Origin of the sequence: Spirillospora sp. NPDC052242 (assembly GCF_040679555.1) — a bacterium.
Lineage (GTDB): Bacteria > Actinomycetota > Actinomycetes > Streptosporangiales > Streptosporangiaceae > Spirillospora.
The window spans coordinates 1-21,445 of record NZ_JBFAUZ010000080.1 but is presented as its reverse complement, the minus strand read 5'-3'; the positions used below and the strand labels follow the sequence as shown (position 1 = coordinate 21,445).

The window sequence follows — 21,445 nt, the reverse complement described above, 5'->3', positions numbered from 1 at the left end:
GAGTGAGTTGCAACTCAACGGCCCCGAGGCCAGGAACCTTTACCGGACCGAGTCCGTTCCGAGACTCTTTCTCCGCAGGTCAGCACGCTAGTGCACACCCGCCCCAGAGGGCACGGACGCGCGCCGAACGGCGCACCGGCGACTTCGCGGGCCCCCGGCGCGGCCCGTCCCGCGCCGACCGGACGGAAAACGCGAAACGGCCCTGACAAGATCTGTCAGGGCCGCTCGGGCGGACGGACCGCGAAGTCCGTTGGTCAGGGCACGGAGCAGGGCCCTTGGTCGGAGGCCCCGGCCGGACGCAGGCGCGGTCCCGCCGGGCGCGGGGCGCCGCGGGCGGGACCGGGCCGGTCAGGAGATGCCGCGGTTGCGGAGGATCTGCTCGATCTCCGCCATCTCGGGGTCGACGTTCTGCGCGCCGCCGACCTCGCCCTTGGGCGCCTTGCCGGCCGCGGCCCGCCGGCCGCCGGACTCGCCGCCCGACTTCCCGCCGCGCTTGCCGCCGGTCTTGCCGGCGCCGCCCGCGTCCGCGCCGCCGCCCTTGCGGCCGCCCGGCCGACGGGCGAGCATCGCGCCCGACGTCAGGTAGAGGACGACGGCGAGGCCGAGGACCACGACGCCCGCCCACTTCTCGGGGTCGAACACCAGGTCGGCGAGGAAGCCGGTCACCCCGGTCAGCGCGGCGCCGATCGGGACCAGCGACAGCGCCGCGCCGCGCACGCCGGTCGCGACGCCGCGGCGGCGCGCCACCCCCCAGCTGATCACCAGCCCGACCAGGGTCACCCCGAGACTGATCGCGAAAATGGCTGCGTCGCTCATGCCGGCCCCTCATCCGTGTGGTGCTGCCGCTCCCATGGTCACACGTCCCGGCCCGGGCACCGCTCCTCCCGGCGGACGGTTTGCAGGCCGCGCGCCCTCCTCCTTCCGCGGGACCCGCCCCCGGGAAAGTGCCCCTCCGGTATCAGGGGCGCGTATCAGGGGGCGCACCCGCCGCGGGAACGGCCCGGCACGGGACGCCGTCACTTCCAGCGTAGGCGAGCGGAACGCATGTCAACGTCCGGCAACGGAATGATGACGGGACGGTGGCGCCTGACGGGCCTCTCTTCGCGGAGACGTCACCGCCCGTCGGGGACGCCCCGCCGCCGTGGCCGCCGCCCCGCGGGGGCGTCGCGGCGGGGCGGTCAGCCGACCAGGTCGCGCAGCCGCGCCAGGTCGATCTCCCGCAGCGACGCCACGACCGTCCGGCCGGGCGCGGGCGGGATCGGCAGGACGCCGGGGACGGCGACGACCGCGCAGCCCGCGGCCTCCCCCGCGGCGACGCCGTTCGGCGAGTCCTCCAGCACGACGCAGCGGGACGGGTCGGCGCCCAGCCGCGCGGCGGCGGTCAGGTAGGGCTCGGGGTGCGGCTTGGTGTGGGCGACCTCGTCGCCCGCGACGCTGAGCGCGAAGTGCTCGCGGCCCACCGCGTCCAGCACCGGCTCGATCAGCCGGCGGTAGCTCGAGGACACCAGCGCCGTCGCGACCCCCGCGGTGCGCAGTTCGGCGAGCAGCTCCTTGGCGCCCGGCATCATCGGCGCGCACGCGCTCAGCCGCTCGTGCATCCCGTCCAGCATCCGCCGCCCGACCTCCTCGGGCGAGGCGTCCGCGCCGCTCACCTCGAGCATGTACGCGACGCCGACGTCCAGGGACCCGCCGACCAGCTTTTCCTGGTGCTCGGCCGACCACGTCGCGCCGAGCGAGGCCATGACCTCCGACTCCACCTCCAGCCAGAGGCGCTCGGAGTCGATCAGCAGGCCGTCCATGTCGAACAGCACGGCGTCGGGGGCCTGGGGGGACACGCGTCTCCTCTCGACGGGCACGGGCCTCGACGGGCACGGGCGTCCCACCTTATCCGCGCGGTCCCGTTTTCCTCTTCCGTGTCCACATGCTGGACCGCTAACGTGCCCATTCGAGAACTACCAACGAGTAAGGAGCGGTATGAGCGCGTACGGCATCATCCTCTGCGGCACCGACGGCTCGGACTCCTCGTTCCGCGCCGTGGACCGCGCGGCGCAGCTGGCCGCCGCCACCGGCGCGCGGCTCCTGCTCGCCTCCGCCTACAGCCCAATGCCCGAGCGGGAGCGCGCCCGCACGGCGGACCGGCTCGGCGACCTCGCCTACAAGGTGCAGGGCTCCACGCCCGCCGACGACGCGCTGCGCGCCGCGCGGGAGCGGGCCGTCGCCGCCGGCGCCACCGACATCGAGCAGGTCGCGGTCGAGGGCGACGCCGTCGACGTGATCTCCAGGCTCGCCAAGGACCGCGCCGTCGGCCTCGTCGTGATCGGCAACCGGGGCCTCAACAGCCTCGCGGGCCGCATCCTCGGCTCCGTCCCGGCGAACCTCTCGCACCGCTCGCCGTGCGACGTCCTGATCGTGCACACGACCGACGGGAAGTGATCCGTCGGAAGTGATCGGATCGTGACCCGCTTTCCGCCGCGGGCGTACACGGCGGGCGTCTGGCGGCGCACGGGCGGGGTACGTCACCGTCAGGACGTAGGCTGACTGCCACCGATCATCGCGGGGAACCCCGACCCCCGGGAATGACGGCCCCCCGCGGTGACGCTGTACCTGGGCGTCGGAAGGAGCAGCGCGTGATCGAGCTCGAAAGCGTGCCGGAACTCGTGGATCCGGTGCTCGTGGCCGCCTTCGAGGGGTGGAACGACGCCGGGGAGGCCGCCAGCGGCGTGATCGGGCACCTGGAGAGCACCTGGGACGCCGTGCCGATCGCCGAGCTCGACCCCGACGACTACTACGACTTCCAGGTCACGCGGCCGCTCGTGGAGATGTCCGACGGCGAGACCCGCGGCATCACCTGGCCGACGACGCGGATCTCGTGGGCGCGGCTGCCGAACGGCCGCGACGTCGTCCTGGTGCACGGCATCGAGCCGAACATGCGGTGGCGGTCGTTCTGCCGGGAACTGGTCGGGCTGATGCTCGAGCTGGACGTCCGCAATGTGGTGCTGCTCGGCGCGCTGCTCGCCGACGCGCCCCACACCCGCCCCGTCCCGGTCACCGGCGCGGCGTCGCAGGCGTCGATCGTCAGCACCCTGCACCTGGAACCGGCCCGGTACGAGGGGCCGACCGGGATCCTCGGGGTGCTGCAGGACGCCTGCGCGCGCGCCGACCTCGACACCGTGTCGCTGTGGGCGGCGGTGCCGCACTACGTGGCGCAGCCGCCGTCCCCGAAGGCGACGCTCGCGCTGCTGCGCCGCGTCGAGGACCTCCTGGACGTCACCGTCCCCCTGGGCGAGCTGCCGGAGGAGGCGCGGGCCTGGGAGAACGGGGTGAACGAGCTCGCCGAGGAGGACTCCGAGGTCGCCGACTACGTCCGGACGCTGGAGGAGCAGAAGGACGCCACCGAGCTGCCGGAGGCCAGCGGCGACGCGATCGCCCGCGAGTTCGAACGGTACCTGCGGCGCCGCGACCCCGAGTGACCCCCGGGCGCCGATCGTCGCGAGCCGATCGTCGCGAGCCGATCATCGCCAGCTGATCATCGCGGGGTCGCGGGTTACACTGGGGGCGACGAATCCCCCATCCCCGGTGATGGCCCGCGCACGCCGCGAAGTGCGTCCATCATGATGTCTCGTGTTCCGGAGGGCGGCAGCGCCCCGCACCGGTGACCCGCCGGCCCGCCCGGTCCCCGTCGGGGCCGGCGATCCGCGTCCGGCCCGCTCGCGAACTGCGGCGCCAGCGCCGGACCCGCGCCCACTCCTGCTGGGACCATCTCATCGCCGCGCCGCTGTGGCCCCTGCACGGCGCGAACCTCGGCACCCTGCTGCGCACCTGCGACGCCGTCGGCGCCTGCATGGCCGTCCCGCGCTTCCCCTGGGTGCCCGACGCGCTCGAGCGCGGCAACACGCTGCGCCGCCCCGCGTGCGTGCACTGGACGGGCGACCCGCTCGGGTGGCTCGCGCGGCAGCGGGAGGCGGGCTCCCGCATCGTCGGGGTCGAGCTGGCCGACGAGGCCGTCCGGCTCGCCGACCTGCCCGCGGCGCGCGGCCGCACCGTCGCCGTCCTCGGCCACGAGCAGCACGGCATCCCCGACGAGGCGCTCGGCCTGCTCGACGCCGCCGTGGAGATCCCCATGGTCGGCAACGGCAGCAGCCTGAACGTCGCGGTCGCCGGGTCGCTCGTCCTCTACAAGCTGGCGGGACTGCTGTGACCCGGACCGCGCCTCACCCCGGGCGGCGCGTCACGAGGTCAGAGGGCGACGCCGAGGAGGGCGTCGGCGACCGCCGCGACCCGCCCGGGCGCGGCCGCGTCGTCGCCGTCCGCCGCGGCCCAGGCGTCGATCGCCGCGAGCGCGCCGGGCGCGTCCAGGTCGTCGGCCAGGCGGGCGCGGACGGCGGCGGCGACGGGCTCCGCGGCGGGCCCGGACGGGCGGGCGGCGGCCGCGCGCCACCGGGCGAGCCGGGCCGCGGCCTCGTCGAGCTGCGCGTCCGTCCACTCCCAGTCGGAGCGGTAGTGGTGGGCGAGCAGCGCCAGCCGGATCGCCATCGGGTCGGCGCCCGACTCTCGCAGCTTCGACACGAACACGAGGTTCCCGCGCGACTTCGACATCTTCTCGCCGTCCAGCCCGACCATCCCGGCGTGGACGTACGCGCGGGCGTGCGGCCGCTCCCCCGTCGCGACCTGCGCGTGCGAGGCGCTCATCTCGTGGTGCGGGAACGCCAGGTCCGAGCCGCCGCCCTCGACGTCGAAGCCCATGCCGAGGTACTCGACGGAGATCGCGGAGCACTCCACGTGCCAGCCGGGGCGGCCCTCCCCGAACGGCGAGTCCCAGCCGGGCTCGTCCGGGCGGCGCCGCAGCCACAGCAGCGCGTCCAGCGGGTCGCGCTTGCCGGCGCGGTCCGGGTCGCCGCCGCGCTCGGCGAACAGCGGCGCCATCTCCTCCCGGGTGAGCCGGCTGACCTTCCCGAACGCGGGGTCGGCGGCGACGGGGAAGTACACGTCGCCGTCCACGTCGTAGGCGGCGTCCCGGCCGCGCAGCTTCTCGATCATCTCGATGACCAGCGGGATCGCCTCGACCGCGCCGATGTAGCGGTCCGGCGGCAGGATCCGCAGCGCGGTCATGTCGGCGCGGAACAGCTCGATCTCCCGGTCGGCGAGCTCCCGCCAGTCCTCCCCGGTCTCGCGGGCACGTTCCAGGAGCGGGTCGTCGACGTCGGTGGCGTTCTGCACGTAGTGCACGTCGTGGCCGAGGTCGCGCCACACCCGGTTCACCAGGTCGAACGCCAGGTAGGTGTTGGCGTGCCCGAGGTGGGTCGCGTCGTAGGGGGTGATCCCGCAGACGTACATCCGGGCGGGGGCGCCGTCCCGCACGCCGCCGGGGAGGGTGGGTTGCGTCGCGCCCGTCCCCGTGTCGTACAGGCTGAGCGGCCGCTCCGCGGCGGGCAGTCCCGCGTCGGAGAGGCTGGGGACATCGGAGGCGTGCCACGATCGCATACGGAAAGCTTATCCGTGGGCGGCTCGCACCTTTGCTCCGCGTTGGTTGAAACTTCATGTGAGATGCGGCGGACGGGCGCGCCCGGTCAGGCGGGACGCACGCGCGGGTCGAGCAGCGAGTACGCGAGGTCCACCAGCAGGTTCGCGACGATCACGACGAACGTCACGGTCAGCGTCACGCCGATGACGACCGGGGTGTCGCCGGTGGCGATGGAGCGGGTCACGAGCTGCCCGACGCCCTGCAGCCCGAACACCTTCTCGGTGACGACCGTGGAGCCGATGAGCGCGCCGACGTCCACGCCGAACTGGGTGACGACGGGGGTCAGCGCGGACCGCAGCCCGTGCCGGACGACGACGCGGCGTTCGGTGAGGCCCTTCGCGCGGGCCGTCCGGACGTAGTCCTCGCCGAGCGCGTCCAGCAGGGCGCCGCGGGTCAGGCGGGTGTAGGCGGCGGCCATCAGCAGTGCCAGCGCCGCCCACGGCAGGATCATCCGCTGGAGGAAGTGCTCCTGCAGCGGCGGTCCCGCCTCGAAGAACCGCAGGCCGGCGTCGCCGAGCCGGGTCGAGAACACGTGCAGCAGGACGAGCGCCGCGACGAACGGCGGCGTGGACAGCCCCACCAGGGTGAACACCGTCATGGCGCGGTCCCACGGGCCGCGGGCGCGCGCCGCGCCCAGCGTCCCGGCGAGGACGCCGCCGGCGAACCACAGCACCGCCGCGCCGAACACCAGCAGCAGCGTGGTGGGGAGCCGGTCGGCGATCAGCGCGGCGACGGGGGCGCCGCTGACGTGGGAGTCGCCGAGGTCGCCGCGCAGCAGCCGGCCGAGGAACGCCGCGTACTGGACGAGGACGGGACGGTCCAGGCCGAGGCCCTCCCGGACCCGTTCGAGGGTGTCGGGGGTGGCGCGGGGCCCGGCGACGACGCGTTCGACGGACACCGGCGACAGGTGCAGGAACGCGAACACCAGCGTCGACACCAGCCACATCACCAGCGCGGCGAACGCCAGGCGGCGCAGCACGAACCCCGGCACGGGCGGTCACCCGTCCCCGGGGCCCGCGTCGGCGCGGGGGTCGAGCGCGTCCCGGACGCCCTCGCCGAGCAGGTTGAACGCCAGCGTGGTCAGCAGCAGCAGGGCGCCCGGCACCGCGAGCAGCCACCAGGCCGTCTGGAACACGTCGGAGCCCTCGCCGAGCATCGAGCCCCAGCTCGGCATCGGCGGCCGGACCCCGACGCCCAGGAACGACAGCGTCGCCTCGGCGACGATCGCGCCGGGGACCAGCAGCGACGTGAGCACGGTGAGCTGCGCGGTCAGGTTCGGCAGCACCTCCGACACCATGATCCGCGCGTTGGAGGCGCCGAGCGCCCGGGCCGCCTCGATGAACTCGCGCCGCCGCAGCGCCAGCACCTGCCCGCGCACGACGCGGCCGAACGACGCGACCGAGAAGAACGCGACGACCAGGATCGTCATCGCCAGGCCGCCCGCGACCGACGACACCGGGAACGCGGTCGCGAGGGTGATCGCGACGAGCAGGTACGGCAGCGCGAGCATGACGTCCATCAGCCGGGCGAGGACGGTGTCGACGGCGCCGCCGCAGAAGCCCGCGACGACCCCGATGAGGGTTCCGGCGGCCGCCGCGAGCGCCGCCGCGCCCAGCCCGACGACCAGGGAGATCCGCGCCCCGTAGGCGGTGCGGACCAGGACGTCGCGGCCGAGCTGGTCGGCGCCCAGCCAGAACTCGCGGCCGGGCCCGCGCGGCTGCCCGGCCGCGTCGAGGCCGGTGTCGGGGAACGCCGCGTCGTAGGGGTGGCCGGTCAGGTGCGCCCACAGCGGCGCGAGGGCGGCGAACAGGGCGATCGCCAGCAGGACCGCGGCGGCGGCCATGGCGGGCCGGTCGCGCCGGAACCGGGCGAGGGCGAGCCGGCCGGGCGTGCGCCCCGCGCCGGTGCCGGGGGCCTCCCCGAGGCCGTCCGCGGCGCCGTCCTCGACGGGACGGACCGACAGCGGGAGCCTCGGCGGCGGCGCGGCGCTCCGGGCGCGCCGGCGGGCGCCGCGCCCGGAGCCCCGCGCGCGCGCCGCGACCTCCTGCTTGAACACGGGTCCCGCCCCCACAGCACCGCCGACAAAGATCGCAATAGGTAGTCAAACTAGCACCGGGGGTCACAGACGGGCGGTCCGTTACGGCAAAACGCCGCCCCCGCGCGCCGGACGGCGCCTTTAGAACGGTGAGCGGAAACCGATGAGCGAGTGTCGATACGCGACGGCCGGGCGCGGGGTCAGAACGGGCGCGGGGTCAGAGGACGCGCGTCCAGGCGGCGGGGTCGCCCGGGACGGCGGAGAAGTCGTAGCGCGCGTCGTCCTCGGCGAGCGCGACGAGGCTGACCGAGGTGGTGCCCCACACCTGCCCTTCGCCGAGGTCGATCAGCGGCAGCAGCGCGCGGTGGTCGGCGCGGGCGAGGCCGTCGCCGTCGATCAGCGGCAGCCAGGCGCCCCACGCCTTGGCGGCGGGTTCGTCGCCGAAGCCGGGCTCCGGTCGCGGCGCGGTGAGCATCCGGGGCCGGAAGTGGGCGAGGCGGGCGGCCATGTAGGCGTCCTCCCGCACGTCGCCGGCGGCCCTGCCGGGCCCGCCCGCGCCCTCCAGGCCGCTGTTGACGATGAGGTGCACGCCGGGGCCGAGTTCGCGCTCGGCGAGGGCGTCGCCGTCCCAGCTCCACAGCCGCACCCGGCCCGGCTCGGCCGCCACCAGGTGGAACGGGTCGAAGACGTCCAGGGACAGCACGCCCGGGTCGCCGCCGGACGCCGCGAGCAGCGGCAGTTCGCCGCGGCTGGCGCGGCGGTCCTCGGGCGCGAACCGGCCGCGGCCGTTCAGCACCACCCCGGCGCGGGGCGCGGCGGGGTCGACCGCCAGCCAGGTGCCGCCGGCGCGCAGGTCACGGCCGCCGACCACGCCGGGACGGTCCGGCCAGTGCGGGGCCGGGGGCTGCCACGCGCGGTTCACGAACTCGTCGCGGACGCCCGCGAGCAGGACCGGGACCGGGGACGACGGGTCGATACTGATGATCGCCGTGCACATGTCCCAATTTGAGCATCTTGCCCGGAACGGCGCGACGGCGGGGGCGGTTCAGAGCGGCGGCCAGGGGACGGCGGGCCAGTCCTCCGGGGGGTAGGGGTGGATGCGGTGCTTCAGCATCAGCTCCACGCGGCGGCGGGTCGCGTCGACCTCCTCGGCGGTGAGCAGCTCCGCCAGCCGCGCCGCCAGCGGGCCGCCGCGCAGGCCCGCGTCGACGCGGGCGAGCGCCTCGAGCGCCTCGGCGGTCAGCGGGTTCCCGCGCCACTGCCACAGCACGGTCCGCAGCTTGTACTCGACGGAGAAGGTGACGCCGTGGTCGCAGCCGTAGACGTGGCCGTCGCCGGGGGGCAGCAGGTGCCCGATCTTGCGGTCGGCGTTGTTGATGACGGCGTCGAACACCGCCATCCGCCGCACCGCCTCGTCGTCCGACCGCGACAGCGCGACGAGGTCGACGTCGGGGTCGGGCTCCACCCACAGCTGCACCATGCCCGGGCCGTAGGGGCCGTCGCGGTGCACCGTCGGGGGGACGGTGTTCCAGCCCATGACGCGGGACACCTCGTAGGCGGCGACCTCCCGCTCGGCGAGCGTGCCGTCGGGGAAGTCCCACAGCGGGCGCTCCCCCGCGACCGGCTTGTAGACGCAGGCCGCCGACCGGCCGTCGTGCTCGATCGAGCAGTACAGGGTGGCGTTGGACGCCTGGACGAGCCGGCCCTCCACCGTCAGCCGCCCGGCGAGCAGGAGCCGTTCGGCGGCGGCGACGTCGCCCGGCGGCACCGGGCGGCCGGGCGCGCCGTCGCCGGCGGGCGCCCGATCCCGGGAGGACTGGGTCATGCGCTCATTCTCCCGGCATCCGCCTTCATGATCCAGTACGGCGGCGTTCCCGCACGGCGCGTCGCCGGACGGCGCCCGGCGGCGGGGCTCGGGGGGCGGGGCGTCATGTCAGCCGAGGTATCCGTTCTGCCGTGGGCACACGTGCCCCTCGGCGTCCAGCGGCAGCCCGCACAGCGGGCACGGGGGGCGGCCCGCCGCGACGACCTTCAGGGCCCGCTCGGTGAACGCGCGGGCCTGCGCGGGGCTGATCCGCACCCGCAGCACCACGATCGCGGGGTCGTCCTCGCCGACCTCCGCGTCCTCGCCCTCGGTGACCTCCTGGGCCTCGATCACGACCCGCTGCTCGTCGGGGTCCCAGGCGAGCGCCATCGTGCCGACCCGGAACTCCTCCTCCACCGGCTGGTCGAGGGGGCCGTCGTCGCGCAGTTCCGAGGGGGCCGCCGCGGGCACGGGCGCGTCGCCGCCGCTGCGGCGCAGCACCTCGTCCAGCAGTTCCTCCAGCCGTTCGGCCAGCAGCGTCACCTGGAACTTCTCCAGGCCGACGCTGGTGACGCGGCGGCCGGAACGCGCCTGCAGGTAGAACGCGCGGTCGCCGGGGCGCCCGACGGCGCCGGCCACGAACCGCTCCGGCAGATCGTAGGAGATGACGGGCATGACACCGACCCTACGCGCCGCCGCCGACGACCGCGTCACTCGACCCGAGTCCGGCTTTCCCGGAACCGTCCCCCGCGTGCTCCGCGCCGCCCTCCTTCGGCGGTTCGGGGACGAGGCCGGAGACGTCGCCGCCGGTGTCGTTGAGCCGGACGACGAACGGGCGCAGCTCGGTGTAGCGGACGGCGGTCAGCGACGCCGGGTCGGCGTGGATCCGCTGGAACTGGTCCAGGTGCAGGCCGAGCGCGTCGGCGACGATCGCCTTGATGACGTCGCCGTGGCTGCACACCGCGTAGAGGGCGTCCGGACCGTGCTCGGCGGCGATCCGCGCGTTCCAGTCGCGGACGGCGGCGACGGCGCGGTGCTGGGCGGCGGCGAGGGACTCGCCGTCCTCGCCGGGGAACGTCGCGGCGCTCGGGTGGCTCTGCACGACCCGCCAGAGCGGCTCCTTCGCCAGGTCCTCGATGCGGCGGCCGGTCCAGTCGCCGTAGTGCACCTCGCCGAAGCGGTCGTCGGTGCGGACGGTGCCGGCGGCGCCGGGACGGCCGGCGGCGATCGCCTCGGCGGTCTGCACGCAGCGGTCGAGGGGGCTGGACACGATCGCGGCCAGGGGGAGCTCCGCGACGCGGTCGGCGAGGGCCGCCGCCTGCGCGCGGCCGCGCTCGTCCAGGCCGAGCCCGGGGGTCCACCCGGCGAGCATCGGCCCGGTCATCGCGGTCAGGCCATGCCGTACCAGGAGAAGGGTCGTCACAGTCGGCAACTCTACGCAATGCGCGACGCCGCCATGATCGGCCGGGCGGGATCCGGCGGGCGATCCGGCGGGACGGTCCCGCGGGGAGGCGCGTTTCCGGCGGATGCGCGACAATGCGTCCCGTGATCGTCGACAAGGCCATTTACACGGGCGGCACCCGGCACGACATCGACGGCGACATCGGCGACGCCTTCCAGGCCGCGCGGCGGGACCCCGACTGCTTCGTCTGGATCGGGCTGTTCGAACCCGACGCCGCGGAGTTCGACCTGATCAAGGACGAGCTGGAGCTGCACCCGCTGGCCGCCGAGGACGCCGTCGCCGCGCACCAGCGCCCCAAGATGGAGCGGTACGGCGACACGCTGTTCGTGGTGCTGAAGACGCTGACCTACATCGACGCGACGTCCGACATCGAGGTCGGCGAGATCATGGTGTTCCTCGGCGCCGACTTCGTCGTGACGGTGCGGCACGGCGCCGGGAACCCGCTCGGGCCGGTGCGGGACCGGCTGGAGCGCGACCCCGAGATGCTGCGGCACGGCGCGACGTCGGTGCTGTACGCGGTGTGCGACGAGGTCGTCGACCGGTACGGGGTCATCGCGCACGAGGTCGAGGTCGACATCATCGGCCTCGAACGGTCGGTGTTCGACCCGGACGCGCCCGACGTCACCGCCGACATCTACTCGCTGAAGCGGGAGGTGCTGGAGTTCCGCGGCGCGGAGGACCCGCTCGTCCCGGTCCTGCAGGAGATCGTCAAGGGCCGCGTGCCCGAGTGCGCCGGGACGCGGGAGTACTTCCGGGACGTCCTGGACCACCTGCTGCGCGTGGACACGCAGGTCGACGCGCACAACGAGCTGCTGAACAGCGTCCTGACCGCGCATCTGGCGCTGGTGGGCAGCAGGCAGAACGCCGACATGCGGAAGATCTCGGCGTGGGCGGCGATCATCGCGGTGCCGACGGCGATCGCCGGGATCTACGGCATGAACTTCGACCACATGCCCGAGCTGCACTGGACGTGGGGGTACCCGGCGGTGCTGGCGGTCATGGCGACGGTGTGCACGGTGCTGTTCCGGCGGCTCCGCAAGAGCGGCTGGCTCTGATCACCGGTCGTCCGGGCCGGGCTGGGGGGCGAGCAGGACGGCCCACAGGTGCGACTCGGCGCCGTGCCGCTCCAGCCGCCGCCGGAGCCGCTCCACGCCGCCGCGGGTCGGCAGCGCCAGCCCGACCAGCAGCGGGTACCCGGCCGCGAACCCGGCGAGGAAGATCAGCTCGCCGTGGCCGACCATCGCCAGCGGCAGCCCCGCCAGGATGACGCCCAGCGCCAGCGCGAGGCGCAGCAGCACCGCCTGCCGGAACAGCAGCAGCGCCCGCACCGCCGCGTCGCCGCGCGTCCCGCCCGGCGGCATCGGGCGCGGCGTGCGGGGCCCGACGAGCGCCGCCGGCACCGCGAGGACCGCGAGCACCAGGTAGGGCCACGGGCCGCCGTCCCCGGCGAGACCCGCGTCGCCCCGGACGATCAGCGGCATGATCGCGAGAATGAGGACGGGCGCGGCCACCAGCACCAGCATCCCCGCGCGCAGCCGCCCCAGCACCGTCCCGCCGCGCAGCGACGCGAGATAGCCCGGGTCGTCGTCCGGCCCGGCCCCGTACACCGGCGCGAGGCCCGCCGTGACGTCGGCCGCGCCGTCGTCCCCGGGTCCCTTCGGCGAGTACATCGAGAACGGGGGTGGCGCCATGGCGCCGCACTCTAACCCGGCGATGTCCCGCGGCAATAGACTCGGCGCCGGGTTCGCCGCCGGTTCGTGCGCGGGTGATCAAACGCGCGGCCGGAACGCTCACCCGGCGACGAAAAACACCGCCCGGAACGGGCCAGAACGGCCCACCGCGAGCGAGCCCGACGGGACGGCGGCGGGAACGGCCGCGGAGGCGGGCGCGCGAATGCCCGTCCGCGATGACCGATACATTGGCCGCCTATGAAGGAGCGTCACCTGGGACGGAGCGGGCTGCTGGTGTCCCGGCTGGGCCTCGGCACCATGACCTGGGGCGAGGACACCGAACCCGACGAGGCCGCGGCGCAGCTCGTCGCGTTCGCCGAAGCCGGCGGCACCCTGGTCGACACCGCCGACGTCTACTGCGACGGCCGCAGCGAACAGATCCTCGGGCACCTGGTACGGGAACTGGTCGACCGCGACCGGCTCGTCATCGCCACCAAGGCGGCGATCCGCCCGGACGGCCGCTACGACGGGTCGCGGCGGCACCTGCTGCGCGCCCTGGACGCCTCCCTGGACCGCATGGACCTCGAGAACGTCGACCTGTGGCAGCTCCACGTGTACGACCCGGCGACGCCGCTGGAGGAGACGCTGTCGGCGCTGGACGAGGCGGTCGCGTCGGGCCGCACCCGGTACGCGGGCGTGTCGAACTTCGCGGGCTGGCAGATCGCGAAGGCCGCCGCGTGGCAGCGGGCGTGGCCGGGCCGCGCCCCGATCGTGTCGGCGCAGCTGGAGTACTCGCTGCTGCGCCGCGACATCGAGCGGGAGGCCGTCCCGGCGGCGCTGGACGCGGGCGCGGGCCTGCTGCCGTGGTCGCCGCTCGGCCGCGGCGTCCTCACCGGCAAGTACCGCACCGGGATCCCCGCCGGGTCCCGCGCCGCGGGCGACCAGTACGGCGAGTTCGTCCGCCCCTACCTGGACGAGGAGTGCGGCCGGATCGTCGAGTCGGTGGTGACCGCCGCCGAGGGCCTCGGCGTCTCCCCGCTGAGCGTGGCGCTGGCGTGGGTCCGCGACCGGCCCGGGGTCGCCGCGCCGATCGTCGGGGCCCGGACGGCCGCGCAGCTGTCGGCCGCGCTGGAGAGCGAGGACCTGACGCTGCCGGGCGAGATCCGGGCCGCACTGGACGACGTCTCCGACATGTCCCCTCCCCCTCCGTGACCGCACGGGCCGTCCGTGGCACCCTCAGGACGGTCCACCGCCCACCGTGAACAGCCGTGACGGGAAGCACGTGACCGACACCCCTGTACCCGCAGATCATCCCGCCGCCGACGGCGGCGGCTTCGGCGGCGGCGAGTCCGCCGCCGAGCGCGCGGCGCGTGCCGCCGCCGTCATGCGCGCCGCCGAGGAGAGCGCGCGGCGCAACCACCCGGCGCCGTCCGACGGCCCTCCCCGGCCCGCCGCGGAACCGCCCGCCGGGACGCCCGAGGCGGCGCCGCCCCCCGCGCCGCCGCCCGGACCGGCGGAGCCGTCCGGGCCCCTGCCGAACGCGGAGGAGGGCCTGCGCGCCCTCACCGAGCTGTTCGCCGAGACGGGCGCGCCCGCGGCGCTCACCGCCCGCACGGCCGCGCGGCTCGGCCCGGCCGCCGCCGGGCGGCTGCGCGCCGACCCGTGGCGGCTGCTGCGCGTCCCCGGCGTCCGCCCCGAGCAGGCCGACCACTTCGCCCGCGCCGTCCTCGGCCCGGACGCCCGCCCGGACGACCCGCGCCGCGGCGGGGCCCTCGTGCTGCACCTGCTCACCGCCGCCGCCCGCGACGGCCACACCGTCACGCCGCTCCCCGGCGTCCTCGACGGGCTGGCGCGCCTCGGCGTCGCCGACCCGCCCCGCGCGGTCGAGGCCGCGCTCGACGAGGGCGAGGTCGTGCCGCTCACCGAGGAGCCCCGGTTCGACGAGGACCTCGGGGACGAGGACGCCGCGCCGCCCGAGCCCGAGGAGTCCCTCGGCGTCGCCCGGTGGGCGCTGGCCGAGGAGGCGGCCGCCGAGGGCCTGCAGCGGCTCACCGTCACCGCCGGGCCGCTGCTGGACGACGCGTCCGTCAAGGACCTGCGCGCCCGCCTCGCCGAGGACCGCTCCCTCGCCCTCACCGCCGCGCTCGGCACCGGCGTGAGCGTCCTGCGGGGCACGCCCGGCGACCTCGCCCGCACCGCCGTCGGGATCGCGCGCGCCGCCGCGTCGCGCGGCGTGCGGGCCGCCGTCGCCGCGCCCACCGACCGCGCCGCCGCCGACCTGGCCGCCGCCGCGCCCGGCGGCGCGCCCGGCGAGGGCGGGCCGGTGATCGCGAGCCTGCACCGGCTGCTCGAGCCGGTCCACGACCCGTCCGCCGCGCCCGGCACCGTCGTCTACGGGCGCGGCGAGCGGCACCCGTTCGACCTCGACCTGATCATCGTCGCCGACGCCGCCGGGCTCGACGTCGAGCTGTGCGCCGTCCTCGCCGAGGCGTGCCCCGACGGCGCCCACCTGGTGCTGTGCGGGGAGCCCGGCGCGCTCCCGCCCGCCGGGCCCGGCCGCCCGCTGGACGACCTGGAGGCGTCGGAGACCGTCCCCGTCGTGGAACTGGACGCGACACCGCCCGGCGACCCCATCGCGGAGCTGACCGAGGCCGTCCGCGCCGGTGACCTGCCCGCCGTGGACGCCCCCGGGCGGGAGGTCGTGATCGTCCCGGCCGCCGACCCCGGCGAGGCGGTGCACCGCGCCGTCCAGCTGGTGACCGACTCGATCCCGCGCGCGCTGGAGATCCCCGTGGACGACGTCCAGGTCGTCGCGGTCGCGGCGGGCGGCCCGGCCGGCACCGGCGCGCTGAACGCCGCGCTGAAGGAGCGGCTGAACCCCGGCCCGGGCGCGTTCGGCGGGTTCGACCCGGGCGACCGGGTCGTCGTGGCGGCGCCGCTCCCCCACGCCGCGCTCGGCGAGACCGGCGTCGTCGCCGGCGGCGGCCCGCACGGCCTCGACGTCGAGTTCCCCGGCGGCGCGGCCGTCCTCTCCCCCGCCGACGCGGCGCGGCTGCGGCACGGCTGGGCCGTCACCGTCGCGCAGGCCCGCGGCACCCGCCGGCCCGCCGTCGTGACCGTCCTCCCGGACGCGGGCCTGTCGCGACCGCTCGCCGTCACCGCGTTCGGACTGGCCGTGCGGCACCTGTCGGTCGTCCAGGCGGCCGGACCCGCACTGGCCCGCGCCGTCCGCGAGACGGAACCCCCCGAACGCCGCACACGCCTCACCCGCCTCGTGGCGCAGTAACCCGTGGGGTTGTGGTGGGGCGCGCCGTAACGCGGCGGCCTCGTGGTTCGGTGGGGCCGTGACGCGGACGTCTGTGGCTCGGTGACCCGTGGTGCCGGGTGGCGGGGCTCGGGCGGCGGTAAGTGGACACTGGCGGCGGAGGTTTACGGGAGGCGGCTCGCGGGGCAGGATCGGTCCAAGTGGCGCGGACCTGACCGTGACCGTCGTGTCCCGAGCCCGCCCCGGGCCCGCCGGGCACGACGTCGACCCCCAGGCGGAGGAAGCGACATGTCCGAACGGCGATCCGGAGGCAGGCGGCTCGTGCGCGCGGGGACCGCGTCGGCGGCGGTCTCGGCCGGCGCCCTCGCCCTGCTGTTCACCGCGCCCGCCGCGCACGCGGCCGCGGCGCCGGAGGTGTGCAAGGAGGGCACCGACCCGGCGAGCACGATCGAGAACTGGAAGTGCCGGCTCGGCAACATCCGGGAGTCGCTCGCCCCCGGCACCCCCTCCCCGAGCCCGACGCCCCCTCCGTCCTCGTCGGCGCCCGCGAAGCCGTCCGAGCCCTCCGAGGAACCGGAGGAGCCCGCGCCGGAGCCGGAGCCGGAGCGGAGCGAGGCGGCGGGCGGCGGGGCCGGTGGCGCGCCGCCGCCCGTCCTGGAGGCACCGGTCGGGGACGCGCCGCCGGCGGCGGACGTCGAGGTTCCCGCGCCCGAACCGGCGGGCGGCGTCCTGCCCGCGCCGGAGATCGCGCCCGAGCCGGTCGCGGCGGCTCGGCCGCAGACCCGGCTCGTCGCGCCCGTGGCGGCCACGGGCGAGCAGACCGACCGGGCCGTGTGGGTCGCCGCGGCGGCCGCCTCGGCGGGCGCCGTCGCCGCCGTCCACCTCAGCGTCGCCGGGCGCGTCCTGCGCGCCCGGCATGCGGCGGCCCCCGCCCGGGGCCGCACCCGCCGCTGAGGCCCGGCGGTGCCCGGGAACGCCGCGGGCCCGGCCCCCAGGTGGGAGCCGGGCCCGGAAGACGCCGTCAGGTCAGTCCGACACGCCGCCGATGGCGTGCAGGCCGCCGTCCACGTGGACGATCTCGCCGGTGGTCGCCGGGAACCAGTCCGACAGCAGCATCGCGCAGGCGCGGGCCGTCGGCTCGGAGTCCTTGATGTCCCAGCCGAGCGGCGCCGCCTTCGGCCACAGCTCCGTCATGCCCTCGAACCCGGGGATGCTCTTGGCGGCCATCGTGGCGAGGGGGCCCGCCGCGACCAGGTTGACGCGGATGCCCTGCGGGCCGAGGTACTTGGCCAGGTAGCGGGCGCACGACTCCAGGCCCGCCTTCGCGACGCCCATCCAGTCGTAGACGGGCCACGCCTTGGTGGCGTCGAAGTCGAGGCCGACGACCGAGCCGCCCTCCTTCATCAGCGGCAGGCACGCCATCGTCAGCGACTTCAGCGAGTACGTCGACGCGTGCACGGCGGTCGCGACGTCCTCCCACGGGGTGTCGAGGAAGTTGCCGCCGAGCGCCGTCTGCGGCGCGAACCCGATCGCGTGGACGACGCCGTCGAGCCGGTCGAACCCGGCGCCGCGCAGGTTGTCGGCGAGGCCCTCGAGCTGCTCGCTGTTCGTGACGTCCAGCTCCAGCACCGGCGGCACGTCGTCGGGGCCGGACGGGAGGCGCTTCGCGGTGCGCTGGGTGAGGGTCGGGCGCGGGTAGGCGGTCAGCGCGACCTCGGCGCCCTGCTCCTGCGCGATCCGGGCGATGTGGAAGCCGATCGAGGCGTCGGTGAGGACGCCGGTGACCAGGATGCGCTTGCCTTCGAGGATCCCCATGACCTCAGTGCCCCATTCCCAGGCCGCCGTCCACCGGGATCACGGCCCCGGTGATGTAGGCGGCGTCCTCGCTCGCCACGAACCGGACGGCCTTGGCGACCTCCTCCGGCTGCGCCATCCGCCCCATCGGGATCGCCGACAGGATGCCCTTCTGCTGGTCCTCGGTCAGCACCTGCGTCATGTCGGTGTCGACGAACCCGGGCGAGACCACGTTCACCGTGATGCCGCGCGACCCCAGCTCGCGGGCCAGCGACCGCGCGAACCCGACCATGCCGGCCTTGGACGCCGCGTAGTTCGCCTGCCCCGGGGAGCCCATCAGGCCCACGACCGACGACACCAGCACGATGCGCCCGGACCGCTTGCGCATCATCCCCTTCACACCGCGCTTGGCGACCCGGAACGCGCCGGTGAGGTTGGTGTCCAGGACCGAGGTGAACGACTCCTCGCTCATGATCGCCAGCAGGGTGTCCTTGGTGATCCCGGCGTTGGCCACGAGCACCTCGACGGGCCCCTGCTCGGCCTCGACCTTGCCGAACGCCGCGTCCACGTCCTCGGCGCTGGTGACGTCGCACTTGACGCCGAACAGGCCCTCCGGCGGCTCGCCGGACCGGTACGTCACGGCGACCGCGTCTCCGGCGGCGGCGAGCTCGCGGGCGATCGCCAGGCCGATGCCCCGGTTACCCCCGGTCACGAGGACAGAGCGACTCATCACGACCCTCTCGTCGACTTGTTGCGGTGCGCGGGCCGTCGTGACCCGTCGTCCGGTGATGACAGCGCACCAACCTAGCGGCCCGCACGGGCCCGGGAGATGTGCCGATCCGACAAGATCCGCCGAGGCCGGTTTGTTCGGGCGTGCTTGCGGGCCGGTGCGGCGGCCCGGGCGGTAGGTTGCCAAGGGTGCATGACATCGATCCCGCCTTCACCGCGCTGCCGCTGCGCGCGCTGGCCGACGCGGCCCTCACCCGGGCCCGCGAACTGGGCGCCGAGCACGCCGACTTCCGCCTCGAGCGCATCCGCAGCCAGACCCTCCGCCTGCACGACGCCGCCCTGGAGACCGCGCTGGACGCCGACGACGTGGGCCTGTCGGTCCGCGTCGTCAAGGACGGCACCTGGGGGTTCGCCGCCGGCATCGACCTGACGCCCGACGGCGCCGCCCGCGTCGCCGAGCAGGCCGTCGAGGTCGCGGCCGTCGCCCGTCCCGTCAACCGGGAGCCGATCGAGCTGGCGCCCGAACCCGTCCACGGGGAGCGGACGTGGGTGTCGGCGTACGAGACCGACCCGTTCGCCGTCCCCACCGGCGACAAGGTCGCGCTGCTGACCGACTGGTCGCGGCGGCTGCTGGCCGACGACCGCGTCGACCACGTGGACGCCACGCTGCTGCAGGTCAAGGAGAACAAGTTCTTCGCCGACCTCGCCGGGACCGTCACCACCCAGCAGCGGGTGCGGCTCCACCCGGTCGTCAACGCCGTCGGGATCGCCGACGGCGCGTTCGACACGATGCGGACGATCGCGCCGCCCGCCGGGTACGGGTGGGAGTGGCTGACCGGGGCGCACTGGGACTGGGACGGGGAGCTGGCGCGCATCCCCGAGCTGCTCGCCGAGAAGCTCGCCGCGCCGTCGGTCGAGCCGGGCCGCTACGACGTCGTCGTCGACCCGTCCAACCTGTGGCTGACCATCCACGAGTCCATCGGGCACGCCACCGAGCTCGACCGGGCCCTCGGCTACGAGGCGGCCTACGCGGGCACGTCGTTCGCCACCCCCGACCTGCTCGGGAAGCTGAAGTACGGGTCGGACGTCATGAACGTGACGGGCGACCGCACCGCCGAGCACGGCCTCGCCACCATCGGCTACGACGACGAGGGCGTCGCGACGCAGTCGTTCGACATCATCTCCGGCGGCGTCCTCACCGGCTACCAGACCGACCGGCGCATCGCCCGGCTCACCGGCGCCGACCGCTCCAACGGGTGCGCGTTCGCCGACGCCGCGTCCAGCATGCCGATCCAGCGGATGGCGAACGTGTCGCTGGCGCCCGCGCCGGACGGGCCGTCCACCGACGAGCTGATCGGCGGCGTCGAGAACGGCGTCTACATCGTCGGCGACAAGAGCTGGTCGATCGACATGCAGCGGTACAACTTCCAGTTCACCGGGCAGCGCTTCTACCGGATCGAGAACGGCCGCCTCGCCGGGCAGCTCCGCGACGTCGCCTACCAGGCCACCACCACCGAGTTCTGGAACTCCATGGAGGCCGTCGGCGGCCCCCAGACGTACGTGCTGGGCGGCGCGTTCAACTGCGGCAAGGGCCAGCCCGGGCAGGTCGCGCCGGTCAGCCACGGCTGCCCGTCCGCGCTGTTCCGCGGCGTCAACATCCTCAACACGGTGAAGGAGGGCGGGCAGTGAGCACGATCAGGCCGCAGGACGCCGTCGAGAAGGCGCTCGAGCTGTCGCGCGCCGACGACTGCATCGTCATCGCCGACGAGACCGGCACCGCGAACCTGCGGTGGGCCGGCAACACCCTCACCACCAACGGCGTCACCCGCTCCAGCCGCCTCACCGTCATCGCGCTGCGCGAGACCGGCGACGGCGTCGCGGCGGGCGTGGTGTCCCGGTCGGCCGTCGACGCCGGCGGCATCGAGGACCTGGTGCGCGCCGCCGAGGCCGACGCCGCCGGGAACGCGCCCGCCGAGGACGCCGCCCCGCTCGTCGCCGCGGCGCCCGCCGGGTCCGGCGACTGGGACGCCGGCCCGGCCGAGACCGGCATCGGCGTGTTCGAGCGGGTCGCGCCCGCGCTCGGCGAGGCGTTCGCCGCCGCGCAGGCCGCCGACCGGCGCCTGTACGGGTTCGCGAACCACGTGCTGACGTCCACGTTCGTGGGGAGCTCGACCGGGCTGCGGGCCCGCCACGACCAGCCGACCGGGCTGCTGGAGCTCAACGCCAAGGGCGAGGGCGGCTCGGCGTGGGCGGGCGTCGGCACCCGCGACTTCACCGACGTCGACGTCAACGGGCTCGCCGCCGGGCTCGCGCGGCGCCTCGACTGGGGGAAGCGGCGTATCGACCTGCCCGCCGGGCGCTACGAGACGATCCTGCCGCCGAGCGCCGTCTCCGACCTCATGGTGTACCTGTACTGGTCGGCGGGCGCGCAGGACGCCGCGGACGGGCGGACGGTGTTCAGCGCGCCGGGCGGCGGCACCCGCGTCGGCGAGCGGCTGTCGAGCGTGCCGATCACGCTGTCGAGCGACCCGGCCGCGCCGGGCATGGAGTGCGCCCCGTTCGTCGTGGCGCACGCGTCCGGCCGCGAGTCGTCGGTGTTCGACAACGGCGTCCCGCTCGGCGCCACCGACTGGATCCGCGACGGCGAGCTGGCCGCGCTGACCCAGACGCGGCGCTCCGCGGACCGCACCGGCCTGCCCGTCACGCCGGCGATCGACAACCTGGTGATGAGGGGGCCGGACGGCGGCGCGTCCCTGGAGGAGATGGTCGCCCGCACCGAGCGGGGGCTGCTGCTGACCTGCCTGTGGTACATCCGGGAGGTCGACCCGCAGAGCCTGCTGCTGACCGGCCTCACCCGCGACGGGGTGTACCTCGTCGAGGACGGCGAGGTCGTCGGGGCCGTCAACAACTTCCGGTTCAACGAGAGCCCCGTGGACCTGCTGGGCCGGATCGCCGAGACCGGCCGGACCGAGCCGACGCTGCCGCGCGAGTGGTCGGACTACTTCACCCGCGCCGCCATGCCGGCGCTGCGGGTGCCCGACTTCAACATGTCGACGGTGTCGCAGGCGTCCTAGGGACGCGCGGCGCGGCGCGGCCGGGCCCCGGGTGGACCGGGCGCCGCGGACGGTCGCGGCGGCCGCGGCGCGGCCCCGCCGGGACGGGGTG

Annotated in this window: 21 protein-coding genes; 9 read left to right on the top strand and 12 right to left on the bottom strand. The window is 75.6% G+C overall.

Translation table 11 applies throughout. The annotated features are described in order from the left end of the window. Positions 1 to 348: 348 nt before the first annotated feature. The gene (locus AB0L25_RS39230; protein WP_500178512.1) at positions 349 to 816 is read right to left on the bottom strand and encodes a hypothetical protein; all 468 of its coding nucleotides are present in this window, start codon (positions 814 to 816) and stop codon (positions 349 to 351) included. A gap of 362 nt (positions 817 to 1,178) precedes the next feature. Next, positions 1,179 to 1,835, bottom strand: coding sequence for an HAD family hydrolase (locus tag AB0L25_RS39225; RefSeq protein ID WP_500178510.1), 657 nt, complete (start codon positions 1,833 to 1,835; stop codon positions 1,179 to 1,181). 139 nt (positions 1,836 to 1,974) lie between these two features. Here AB0L25_RS39225 and AB0L25_RS39220 point away from each other — a divergent pair, with 139 nt between their 5' ends. From AB0L25_RS39220 to AB0L25_RS39210, 3 genes are all read left to right on the top strand, one after another. Next, positions 1,975 to 2,433 carry a universal stress protein gene (locus AB0L25_RS39220; RefSeq protein ID WP_500178508.1) on the top strand — a complete coding sequence of 153 codons (459 nt, stop codon included), beginning with the start codon at positions 1,975 to 1,977 and terminating at the stop codon, positions 2,431 to 2,433. A 194-nt stretch (positions 2,434 to 2,627) separates the two neighbouring features. Next, entirely contained in the window at positions 2,628 to 3,470 is an 843-nt protein-coding gene (locus AB0L25_RS39215) for a PAC2 family protein (protein ID WP_500178505.1), read from the top strand. Between the two features lie 182 nt (positions 3,471 to 3,652). Continuing rightward, positions 3,653 to 4,198, top strand: coding sequence for a TrmH family RNA methyltransferase (locus tag AB0L25_RS39210; protein ID WP_500178504.1), 546 nt, complete (start codon positions 3,653 to 3,655; stop codon positions 4,196 to 4,198). A 38-nt stretch (positions 4,199 to 4,236) separates the two neighbouring features. Here the strand turns inward: AB0L25_RS39210 and mshC are convergent, their stop codons facing one another. The 7 genes from mshC to AB0L25_RS39175 all read right to left on the bottom strand — a co-directional run bounded on the left by mshC (position 4,237) and on the right by AB0L25_RS39175 (position 10,783). Continuing rightward, positions 4,237 to 5,481, bottom strand: coding sequence for a cysteine--1-D-myo-inosityl 2-amino-2-deoxy-alpha-D-glucopyranoside ligase (gene mshC, locus AB0L25_RS39205; protein WP_500178502.1), 1,245 nt, complete (start codon positions 5,479 to 5,481; stop codon positions 4,237 to 4,239). Positions 5,482 to 5,567: 86 nt separating this feature from the next. Further along, positions 5,568 to 6,512, bottom strand: a complete 945-nt coding sequence (locus AB0L25_RS39200) for an ABC transporter permease (protein ID WP_500178500.1) — start codon at positions 6,510 to 6,512, stop codon at positions 5,568 to 5,570. Between the two features lie 6 nt (positions 6,513 to 6,518). Then, a complete protein-coding gene (locus tag AB0L25_RS39195) occupies positions 6,519 to 7,577 on the bottom strand; it encodes an ABC transporter permease (RefSeq protein ID WP_500178499.1) in 1,059 nt (352 codons plus the stop codon). A gap of 196 nt (positions 7,578 to 7,773) precedes the next feature. Next, positions 7,774 to 8,553 (bottom strand): NRDE family protein, encoded by a 780-nt coding sequence (locus AB0L25_RS39190; RefSeq protein ID WP_500178498.1) that lies wholly within the window; start codon positions 8,551 to 8,553, stop codon positions 7,774 to 7,776. Between the two features lie 48 nt (positions 8,554 to 8,601). Further along, positions 8,602 to 9,381 carry an SCO1664 family protein gene (locus AB0L25_RS39185; RefSeq protein ID WP_500178496.1) on the bottom strand — a complete coding sequence of 260 codons (780 nt, stop codon included), beginning with the start codon at positions 9,379 to 9,381 and terminating at the stop codon, positions 8,602 to 8,604. A gap of 108 nt (positions 9,382 to 9,489) precedes the next feature. After that, complete coding sequence (locus AB0L25_RS39180; RefSeq protein ID WP_500178494.1) at positions 9,490 to 10,035, bottom strand: DUF3090 domain-containing protein; 546 nt, start codon at positions 10,033 to 10,035, stop codon at positions 9,490 to 9,492. Between the two features lie 10 nt (positions 10,036 to 10,045). After that, positions 10,046 to 10,783, bottom strand: a complete 738-nt coding sequence (locus AB0L25_RS39175; RefSeq protein WP_500178492.1) for a histidine phosphatase family protein — start codon at positions 10,781 to 10,783, stop codon at positions 10,046 to 10,048. 122 nt (positions 10,784 to 10,905) lie between these two features. Here AB0L25_RS39175 and AB0L25_RS39170 point away from each other — a divergent pair, with 122 nt between their 5' ends. Continuing rightward, the gene (locus AB0L25_RS39170) at positions 10,906 to 11,877 is read left to right on the top strand and encodes a magnesium and cobalt transport protein CorA (RefSeq protein ID WP_500178490.1); all 972 of its coding nucleotides are present in this window, start codon (positions 10,906 to 10,908) and stop codon (positions 11,875 to 11,877) included. On the opposite strand, the gene AB0L25_RS39165 is transcribed toward AB0L25_RS39170, so the two are convergent. Beyond that, positions 11,878 to 12,513, bottom strand: a complete 636-nt coding sequence (locus AB0L25_RS39165) for a hypothetical protein (protein WP_500178488.1) — start codon at positions 12,511 to 12,513, stop codon at positions 11,878 to 11,880. Between the two features lie 237 nt (positions 12,514 to 12,750). Between AB0L25_RS39165 and AB0L25_RS39160 the strand changes: the two genes are divergently transcribed. The 3 genes from AB0L25_RS39160 (at position 12,751) to AB0L25_RS39150 (ending at position 16,711) form a co-directional block, all read left to right on the top strand. Further along, positions 12,751 to 13,704: an aldo/keto reductase gene (locus AB0L25_RS39160; RefSeq protein WP_500178487.1), complete on the top strand. Its 954-nt coding sequence runs from the start codon at positions 12,751 to 12,753 to the stop codon at positions 13,702 to 13,704. Between the two features lie 46 nt (positions 13,705 to 13,750). Next, positions 13,751 to 15,778 (top strand): helix-hairpin-helix domain-containing protein, encoded by a 2,028-nt coding sequence (locus tag AB0L25_RS39155; protein WP_500178485.1) that lies wholly within the window; start codon positions 13,751 to 13,753, stop codon positions 15,776 to 15,778. A gap of 267 nt (positions 15,779 to 16,045) precedes the next feature. After that, positions 16,046 to 16,711 (top strand): hypothetical protein, encoded by a 666-nt coding sequence (locus AB0L25_RS39150; protein ID WP_500178483.1) that lies wholly within the window; start codon positions 16,046 to 16,048, stop codon positions 16,709 to 16,711. Positions 16,712 to 16,783: 72 nt separating this feature from the next. Here AB0L25_RS39150 and fabI read toward each other — a convergent pair whose 3' ends face one another. Together fabI and AB0L25_RS39140 are read right to left on the bottom strand one after the other, a co-directional pair. Further along, a complete protein-coding gene (gene fabI, locus AB0L25_RS39145; protein WP_500178481.1) occupies positions 16,784 to 17,572 on the bottom strand; it encodes an enoyl-ACP reductase FabI in 789 nt (262 codons plus the stop codon). 4 nt (positions 17,573 to 17,576) lie between these two features. Further along, positions 17,577 to 18,281, bottom strand: coding sequence for a beta-ketoacyl-ACP reductase (locus AB0L25_RS39140; protein WP_500178479.1), 705 nt, complete (start codon positions 18,279 to 18,281; stop codon positions 17,577 to 17,579). A gap of 188 nt (positions 18,282 to 18,469) precedes the next feature. Here AB0L25_RS39140 and AB0L25_RS39135 point away from each other — a divergent pair, with 188 nt between their 5' ends. Both AB0L25_RS39135 and AB0L25_RS39130 read left to right on the top strand, forming a co-directional pair. Continuing rightward, positions 18,470 to 19,969: a TldD/PmbA family protein gene (locus AB0L25_RS39135; protein ID WP_500178477.1), complete on the top strand. Its 1,500-nt coding sequence runs from the start codon at positions 18,470 to 18,472 to the stop codon at positions 19,967 to 19,969. 5 nt (positions 19,970 to 19,974) lie between these two features. Further along, complete coding sequence (locus tag AB0L25_RS39130; RefSeq protein WP_500178521.1) at positions 19,975 to 21,354, top strand: metallopeptidase TldD-related protein; 1,380 nt, start codon at positions 19,975 to 19,977, stop codon at positions 21,352 to 21,354. The last annotated feature ends 91 nt before the right edge of the window (positions 21,355 to 21,445 follow it).

Bases quoted from the DNA above. Each gene is read 5' to 3' on its own strand.
- AB0L25_RS39230 (WP_500178512.1), bottom strand. From the start codon at position 816: ATGAGCGACGCAGCCATTTTCGCGATCAGTCTCGGGGTGACCCTGGTC.
- AB0L25_RS39220 (WP_500178508.1), top strand. From the start codon at position 1,975: ATGAGCGCGTACGGCATCATCCTCTGCGGCACCGACGGCTCGGACTCC.
- mshC (WP_500178502.1), bottom strand. From the start codon at position 5,481: ATGCGATCGTGGCACGCCTCCGATGTCCCCAGCCTCTCCGACGCGGGA.
- AB0L25_RS39190 (WP_500178498.1), bottom strand. From the start codon at position 8,553: ATGTGCACGGCGATCATCAGTATCGACCCGTCGTCCCCGGTCCCGGTC.
- AB0L25_RS39185 (WP_500178496.1), bottom strand. From the start codon at position 9,381: ATGACCCAGTCCTCCCGGGATCGGGCGCCCGCCGGCGACGGCGCGCCC.
- AB0L25_RS39180 (WP_500178494.1), bottom strand. From the start codon at position 10,035: ATGCCCGTCATCTCCTACGATCTGCCGGAGCGGTTCGTGGCCGGCGCC.
- AB0L25_RS39165 (WP_500178488.1), bottom strand. From the start codon at position 12,513: ATGGCGCCACCCCCGTTCTCGATGTACTCGCCGAAGGGACCCGGGGAC.
- AB0L25_RS39160 (WP_500178487.1), top strand. From the start codon at position 12,751: ATGAAGGAGCGTCACCTGGGACGGAGCGGGCTGCTGGTGTCCCGGCTG.
- AB0L25_RS39150 (WP_500178483.1), top strand. From the start codon at position 16,046: ATGTCCGAACGGCGATCCGGAGGCAGGCGGCTCGTGCGCGCGGGGACC.
- fabI (WP_500178481.1), bottom strand. From the start codon at position 17,572: ATGGGGATCCTCGAAGGCAAGCGCATCCTGGTCACCGGCGTCCTCACC.
- AB0L25_RS39140 (WP_500178479.1), bottom strand. From the start codon at position 18,281: ATGAGTCGCTCTGTCCTCGTGACCGGGGGTAACCGGGGCATCGGCCTG.